The following is a 7,179-nucleotide window of genomic DNA, read 5'->3' on the forward strand; positions in this document are numbered from 1 at the left end:
TAGAGCAACGCAGGAGCAGTTGCCGAGTAGGGCAGTCTATTCTCGGACAGCCTCCCAGGCCCTCGGCAGTGGTCATGCTGGCGTCGAGCAGTTAACAAAACGTTGGTGCTAATCTTGAGGGTGGCGTGACAGCCAGTAAAGAGATGTGATAGTCCAGCTTGCCGAGGATAGTTTTCTGTTCTTGAGTGAGCGTGGCGACTCCAAACTTTAGCGGGTTCGGAGCGGGCATTTTTCGCCTTTATCTGTTAAGTATCCAAGCCTATTCACTCTAAGCCCAAGTTCTTTTTAATCTTCCACCAATAGGCTCACCGCATAGTGACAAATTCTTCAGCGGAGGTTGGGTGAATGGCAACAGTGCTGTCAAAGTCAGCCTTGGTAGCCCCCATCTTTAACGCCACGGAAAAACCCTGGAGCATTTCATCTGCACCATGCCCAATGGCGTGGATACCGACGATTCTTTCCTCTGTCCCCACAGTTATCAGTTTCATTCTTGATGGCTGGCGATGACTGGTCAAGGCACTGTACATCGCAGTGAACTGGCTGGTATACACTTTGACATTATTAGCACCGTACTGCTCACGAGCAGCCAGTTCAGTTAAACCTACTGTTCCGATAGGAGGGTGACTGAAGACAACCGTGGCCACATTATCGTAATTCAAATGCTCATCGGGTTTATTATTGAACAGGCGCTCTGACAGGCGACGACCCGCTGCAACAGCAACCGGAGTCAATTCAACCTTGCCGATGTTGTCACCCACGGCATAAATGCCAGCAACATTGGTATTCTGGTATTTATCAACCGGAATGTAACCCCGGGCGTCCACCGCAACACCTGCTAAATCAAGATTAATACCAGCAGTATGCGGCTTTCGGCCAATGGCCCAGATCACGGTATCAACATTTAATGAGCTACCGTTTTTCAAATAAACAGTCAGACTTCCATCGTCTTCTTTCACAACTTTTTGAGGTACTGAATGGGTATGAAGCTGAGGACCTTCGGACTCCATTACTTCTACCAGCGTGTCTGACAACATCGTTTCAAAATTACGCAATGGTTTGTGTTTACGAACCAGCAAATGGGTTTCACTGCCCAGAGCGTGTAATACACCGGCCAACTCAACAGCAATGTAGCCTGCACCCAATACCGCCACTTTTCCGGGACGATCAGTCAGCTTAAAGAATCCATCCGAATCAATACCGTATTCGGCACCGGGAACGTCTGGAATCATTGGCTCGCCACCGGTTGCGATGGTGATATGGTCTGCTGTGTAATGCTCACCATTCACCTCTACCGTTTTGGCATCAATAAAGCGTGCATAGCCGTTTATTACGGTAATTTGATTGTTACTCAGGACTCGTTCATAAGAAGCATGTATACGACTAATGTAGGCCTCCCGACTTTCGACGAGCTTACTCCAGCTAAATGAATTCAATTGCTGGTCAATACTGATATCAAAGCCGTAGTCAGGCCCATAACGGCAGGCATCAGCAATTTGTCCAGCAAACCACATGGCTTTTTTGGGAACACACCCCACGTTTACGCAGGTTCCTCCCAATAGTTTTGCCTCTGCCAGCGCCACTTTTTTTCCGTACATAGCTGCACGATTTGCTGAAGCGATACCACCGCTGCCGCCGCCGATTACCAGATAGTCAAAGTGGTTTGATGTCGTCATTTTATTGTCCTGAGATAAGGTCAAACTGTCCAAATTAAAGTTTCAATGTGCATTTGATACCTATAGCGCAAAATGAGCAACTTTATTCATTAACTATCGGAAATATTGGCATGACTAATCCAGTTCAAATTTGTTACGTATTGGAGTTACAGTCGGCAGAGGGTAAACTCAGTAACAGGTAATCTACACCAATGCCCATAGCGCGTAAAAATATTTTGCGCCACCCTCAGCGATGAAAAATGGTTAAGCAAAATATTTTTCACGGCAAAGAGTTTGGCTATAAAATTTGAATTGGCTGCTTATTTTCATTCTATAAACTTTTTATTGGACTACCTTTCTACCATAACCTCCAGATTCACAGCGTGTGACAACGTGAAGCAGGTCAATATGTCGGGCCAGGAGGCTGACCGAGAATAGCGCCGGTGGCGAGGATTGTGAGAAATTGTGGCTAAAAATTTCTGCTTCTGAGGAGAATATCGGGGCTATTTGACGAAGAAGCAGGTATTTTTTAGAGCAATTTATTGCCATCCTCGCTACGGGCGCTATTCTCGGACAGCCTCCTGGAGCAACGCAGGAGCAGTTGCCGCGCAGGGCAGTTTATTCTCGGACAACCTCTTGGTGGTACGTTGTGAACTTTCGGTATCCACTCACAAACCATTGGCATCTCAAATTATGACCAACGATGAACAAATTGAAGCTGCCAGAGCTTATATTGCTCTGTCCAATGCGCACAGGCTGGACTGGATATCTGTGATGATTGATGAAAGTGCCAGCTACTACTCTGCTTTTCTTGGTGACTTCCAGGGAAAGGCCGTTATTCTCGATATGATGACCAATTTTTTTGCAAAAATTCCCGACGTGAACTGGTATGTCAACAGCTACCGCAGCCTGAACGGTTGTTGTGTGGAACTTGAATTTATCAGAACAGGAACTGATATTGAATCGGATGAATCTGTAAAGGTATCTGGTGTAGAAAGGATTTTTTTCTCTAACGAAGGGCTAATCAGTCGTATAGAAGTGCATAAGTCTTGAACCATGTTAGTCTGTTACCCGGGTTACAATATTCTAAACACAGTACTCAACAAGTAACAGACCGTCCTTTATCCATGGAATAAACCGAAAGGTACTTTAAAAAATTATAACTTTAAATTTCAATGATTAAATCAATTATACGTGTTATTGGCACACCGTTTGTCTGTGACCAGTCGTAAACAAAAAACGCCATACAATAACAATAAAATGGCAAGTCCTGACCACTAATAACAAAAGCAACAGGTCAGTGACTAAAGCAGATAAGTTTGTAGAATACTAAAGGACACCAACTGATAATTGATTGGATGTTAACAAGATTGCGGCAGTTTTTTTCCGAGACTGCACCATCAGGAAAACATCTGAATATGCAAGACATTTGTCATTCAATAATAAGAATAAAGATGCCTGATAGCTTGTAAACTTAACTGTTTATTCTTTTCTATACTGTGTTGTACATCCAGATACTACTTTCAAGAATAAGATAGATAAACTCGGCGATATTCAGGGCTCCAACGCTTGCCTCTGACTCTGGCTGCCAATGCAGCTTGTTCACATTTTGGTGCCAGCCCCTCTTCCTGCGCCTTTTTGGCTACGGCAATCGCTATATCACAGGTCACCTGGTGAATATGGTTCAATTCTGGCAAAAGAGCGGCCTTCGGATTCATAACCGCTGGAGAAGCCTTGGCCAGAGTTTCGACGGCCGCATCCAGCATACCATCGGATACTCTTTCAGCATCGCTGGCCAAGACACCAAGACCCAGCCCTGGAAAGATGTAGATATTGTTACATTGTGCGACGGGGTACCGGTTTCTATTGTACTCAACCGGTTCAAATGGGCTGCCAGTAGCAACCAGCGCTCGGCCTTCACTCCAGCGAATAATATCTTTCGGTATTGCTTCAACCTGGCTGATGGGGTTCGACAGTGGGAAGACAATGGGGCGCTCATGGTTCTCAGCCATTTTCTCAATGACTTCCCGAGTGAACAGGCCTGGCTGACCTGATACCCCGATGATAGCATCAGGCCTGGCGTGGGTGACAACGTCTGACAATCCGGGATTCCCACCAAAACCCCATTGACGAAGTTCTTCACAACTTTGTACCAGCCGCTGCTGGAATGGCCGCAATTCTTGCATCTGGTCATTCAGTACGCCATGGCGGTCAACCATGAAGATCCGCCGACGAGCTTGTTCATCACTGAGCCCCCGGCCAACCATCAGGCGGATTAGCTGCTCGGCAATACCGCAACCGGCTGAGCCGGCACCAAGGAAGGCAATTGTCATCTCCTCAATGGACTTGCCTGCGGCTTTGGCCGCCGCCAGCAGTGATGCGGCAGTAACACCGGCGGTACCCTGAATATCATCATTGAAAGAACAAAGCTCATCCCGGTATTTTTCCAGCAGTGGTGTTGCATGGTTGATGGCAAAGTCCTCAAACTGTAACAACGCTTTTGGCCAACGACGTTTCAGCGCACGGATAAAGTCGTCCACGAACGCATAGTATTCATCGTCTTCTATACGCTCATGACGCCACCCCAGGTAATTAGGGTCATTCAGTAATTGTCGGTTATTCGTGCCGCAATCCAGTACGATAGGCAGTGTTTTGTTCGGTGCGATGCCACCCACTGCACTATAGAGAGACAGCTTGCCAATACAGATACCCATACCACCAATACCCTGGTCGCCCAGACCCAGAATACGCTCACCATCAGTGACAACAATCACGTCAATATTACGCTTGAAGTTGGCCAGCATAGCTGAAATATGCTCACGCTGGGGCCAGGAAATGTAAATACCTCTTGGTCGACGGTAGAGGTCACTGAAGCGTTGGCAGGCCTGCCCTACAACCGGCGTGTAGATGATCGGCAGCATCTCCTGAAGATGGCGTTGTAAAAGCGCATAAAACAGGGTTTCGTTGGTATCCTGTAATGAGCGCAGGTAGATATGCTTCAGTATCGGCGTAGGCTTGACGGAGAAAGACTTGTAAGCCCGACGACACTGTTCCTCCATCGACTCTATCCTCGGAGGCAGAAGACCGTGAAGGTCCAGCTCGCTGCGCTCCTCCATAGAAAAAGCGGTCCCTTTATTCAGCAGGGAGTTCTCCAGCAACAATCGTCCGGTGAGGCCAGTATGGATGCTTTGGTGGTGTTCGCTCATTGTTTTCCTACGTTGTTCAGCCGTATTTTTCAACAAAAGTGCAACCAGAAATACTGATATGACAGCCATTGTCAGCAGGGGCACAGAGGATAATCCTCAGTGCAGGAACAGGACAAACGGAATAACCGAAATTCAAACATGTATCGGCAGCAACTGTCGAAATAACAGGCTATTTGAACGATTTGCTGGATTTCATCCTTAGTCCAAGAATAACGCCCGAAGCGAGGATGGCAGAAAATTGAGGATAAAAATTTCCGACTTTTTAGACCAATTTGCTGCCACCACACGACTGCATGGATGCAGGAGGTAGAGCAACGCAGGAGCAGTTGCCGTCCAGGGACGCCTATTCTCAGAAAGCCTCCCAGGCAAAGAAACAACATTTGTTACCCTGCAAGGAGCAGTGTCACATTTGGTGGGAACCAGGTAACAAATAGAAACCTGTATCCTGTGCATTATTTAGTCACAAAAAAACACCGCCTTTCGGAAACTGCGTATAGTAAGGGATCCGAGGGTTATCCTTATTTTTGGCACGGTAGTTGTATTAGCTAAAGTAACAAGAACAAAACGCCCACCATAAGAATAACAACAGGGTTTGGTGCCGACTAATCAGAAGTGTTTTATAACAAGAACAATAAGCAGTCGGCAGTAACAAGCAGATAGTCTTACAAGGTGTTTTTTTTGCGGAAGCAGCACCAACAAGGATACCAGAAAGCTTAGAAGATCAGCCAAATCCGGAGTAATATCGGAAAGGCGGCCAGGCAACTCTGGGAATATGGAAGTTACATAAAGCTATTTTCCACACAGCTTGCAAAGTCATCTGTTTGTTTTCCTTTTAAACCTCTTTTTGCCGGAAGTCCTGGCTGAACAATCATTGTCTTGCCGTACTCTGAATACCTCTCAGTTCCAGGAGGCTGTCCGAGAATAACGCCCGTAGCGAGGATAGCGATAAATTGAGGATAAAAAGCGGAAATTTTTAGACCAATTTGCTGCCACCGCACGACTGCATGGATGCAGGAGGTAGGGCAACGCAGGAGCAGTTGCCGTGTAGGGCAGTCTATTCTCGGACAGCCTCCTCGCTACAAACTCAGGAAAATAGACTCAGTCTTCTTAGCGCAATACCATTACCAATAATTATTTCTTAAGGTTCGGACAAGCCTATGGTCGATATGCACCAAACCTGTTGTTCTCTGCTACCTGAGCTGTCTGAACATGACATGGGGCGACTGGCAAAAATTTTCCAGCTGCTCGGTGACGCGAAAAGACTGCAACTGGTCACTGCCTGTCTTGAAGAACCACAGCCGGTATGCTGTCTATCGGATATTTCGGGCATGTCACAGCCTTTAACCAGTCATCATCTGCGCAGTTTGCGAGAAGCCAGAATCCTGAAATCAACCCGCAAGGGAAAGCAGGTACTCTATGAGTTGGATGACCACCATATCCGTCACGTCATTCTTGATCTGGCCAATCATGTTAAGGAGCATACATAAGGTAGCTGAAAAGAACTGGCTTAATATCGAATGGTCCCGGGAGGCTGTCCGAGAATAGCGCCCGTAGCGAGAATGGCAGAAAAGGCAGTCTATTCTCGGAAAGCCTCCCGGGCCATGTCACTTCATAACGCCTTGCCTCATAGAGATTCAGGCAAGGGGGCCATAAAATGAGGAGCCATCACAAACAATGGGGAGAGCCGCATAAATTAGCTGGTCATGTCCGTATGACTTTCGTAAATTTTCCATATAATGAGCAATCGTGGTGACCACCACATTAGCAGGACCTTCCTTGGCAATGAAATAACCTTCGCCCAGGTAAACACCCGAGTGGCACAGAGATTTGGTTCTTGCATTAAATTGATGCCTGTAAAACAACAATCGAGTTCCGGCTTTCAGGGTATTATGCTCCTCGATACTCTCAGTGGCGGCTTCAGGTTTACTATGCTCCAATTTGATTTGTCTTTCAGAATAGTTAGTTGCATTATCATTTCTTTCACATAACGAAAGTAAACTAAAACCGGGTATTTCTTCGATACAAACTGAATTTTTGTACACCTGATGCGGCCACCTCACCTCAACACTCTCTTGATTCTTGTTCTTGATCCTGTAAACACCATCCTGTATTTCTACTGGAAAAATCGAAGAATATTTATCTCCAAGAATTTTTTCATGGGATTTCATTTCGTTAATGAACGAAAAACGATTTTGTAACGATGCGGTGTGATCAGAGCAAAGGAACTGCGCAAAATGGTAGCAGACAAAGCTATCCAACATAACATCGTAACTTCTCAAAAAGTACTGGTAAACCATAGTTCCATATTTCTACAGCTCTTA

5 protein-coding genes are annotated in these 7,179 nt (G+C 46.2%); 2 read left to right on the forward strand and 3 right to left on the reverse strand.

The window, feature by feature from the left end:
- Positions 1-305: 305 nt before the first annotated feature.
- Positions 306-1,673 (reverse strand): glutathione-disulfide reductase, encoded by a 1,368-nt coding sequence (gene gorA, locus KDK14_RS15930; RefSeq protein WP_257266161.1) that lies wholly within the window; start codon positions 1,671-1,673, stop codon positions 306-308.
- Positions 1,674-2,159: 486 nt separating this feature from the next.
- Here gorA and KDK14_RS15935 point away from each other — a divergent pair, with 486 nt between their 5' ends.
- Positions 2,160-2,705: a hypothetical protein gene (locus tag KDK14_RS15935; protein ID WP_257266162.1), complete on the forward strand. Its 546-nt coding sequence runs from the start codon at positions 2,160-2,162 to the stop codon at positions 2,703-2,705.
- A 470-nt stretch (positions 2,706-3,175) separates the two neighbouring features.
- Here KDK14_RS15935 and KDK14_RS15940 read toward each other — a convergent pair whose 3' ends face one another.
- Positions 3,176-4,858 carry an NAD-dependent malic enzyme gene (locus tag KDK14_RS15940; protein ID WP_257266163.1) on the reverse strand — a complete coding sequence of 561 codons (1,683 nt, stop codon included), beginning with the start codon at positions 4,856-4,858 and terminating at the stop codon, positions 3,176-3,178.
- Positions 4,859-6,015: 1,157 nt separating this feature from the next.
- Between KDK14_RS15940 and KDK14_RS15945 the strand changes: the two genes are divergently transcribed.
- A complete protein-coding gene (locus KDK14_RS15945) occupies positions 6,016-6,345 on the forward strand; it encodes a metalloregulator ArsR/SmtB family transcription factor (RefSeq protein WP_257266164.1) in 330 nt (109 codons plus the stop codon).
- Positions 6,346-6,492: 147 nt separating this feature from the next.
- On the opposite strand, the gene KDK14_RS15950 is transcribed toward KDK14_RS15945, so the two are convergent.
- A complete protein-coding gene (locus KDK14_RS15950) occupies positions 6,493-7,119 on the reverse strand; it encodes a hypothetical protein (protein WP_257266165.1) in 627 nt (208 codons plus the stop codon).
- Between the last annotated feature and the right edge of the window lie 60 nt (positions 7,120-7,179).

The organism is Endozoicomonas sp. ONNA2 (genome assembly GCF_024606365.1).
Classification (GTDB): Bacteria; Pseudomonadota; Gammaproteobacteria; order Pseudomonadales; family Endozoicomonadaceae; genus Endozoicomonas.

Bases quoted from the DNA above. Each gene is read 5' to 3' on its own strand.
- gorA (WP_257266161.1), bottom strand. From the start codon at position 1,673: ATGACGACATCAAACCACTTTGACTATCTGGTAATCGGCGGCGGCAGC.
- KDK14_RS15940 (WP_257266163.1), bottom strand. From the start codon at position 4,858: ATGAGCGAACACCACCAAAGCATCCATACTGGCCTCACCGGACGATTG.
- KDK14_RS15945 (WP_257266164.1), top strand. From the start codon at position 6,016: ATGGTCGATATGCACCAAACCTGTTGTTCTCTGCTACCTGAGCTGTCT.
- KDK14_RS15950 (WP_257266165.1), bottom strand. From the start codon at position 7,119: ATGTTGGATAGCTTTGTCTGCTACCATTTTGCGCAGTTCCTTTGCTCT.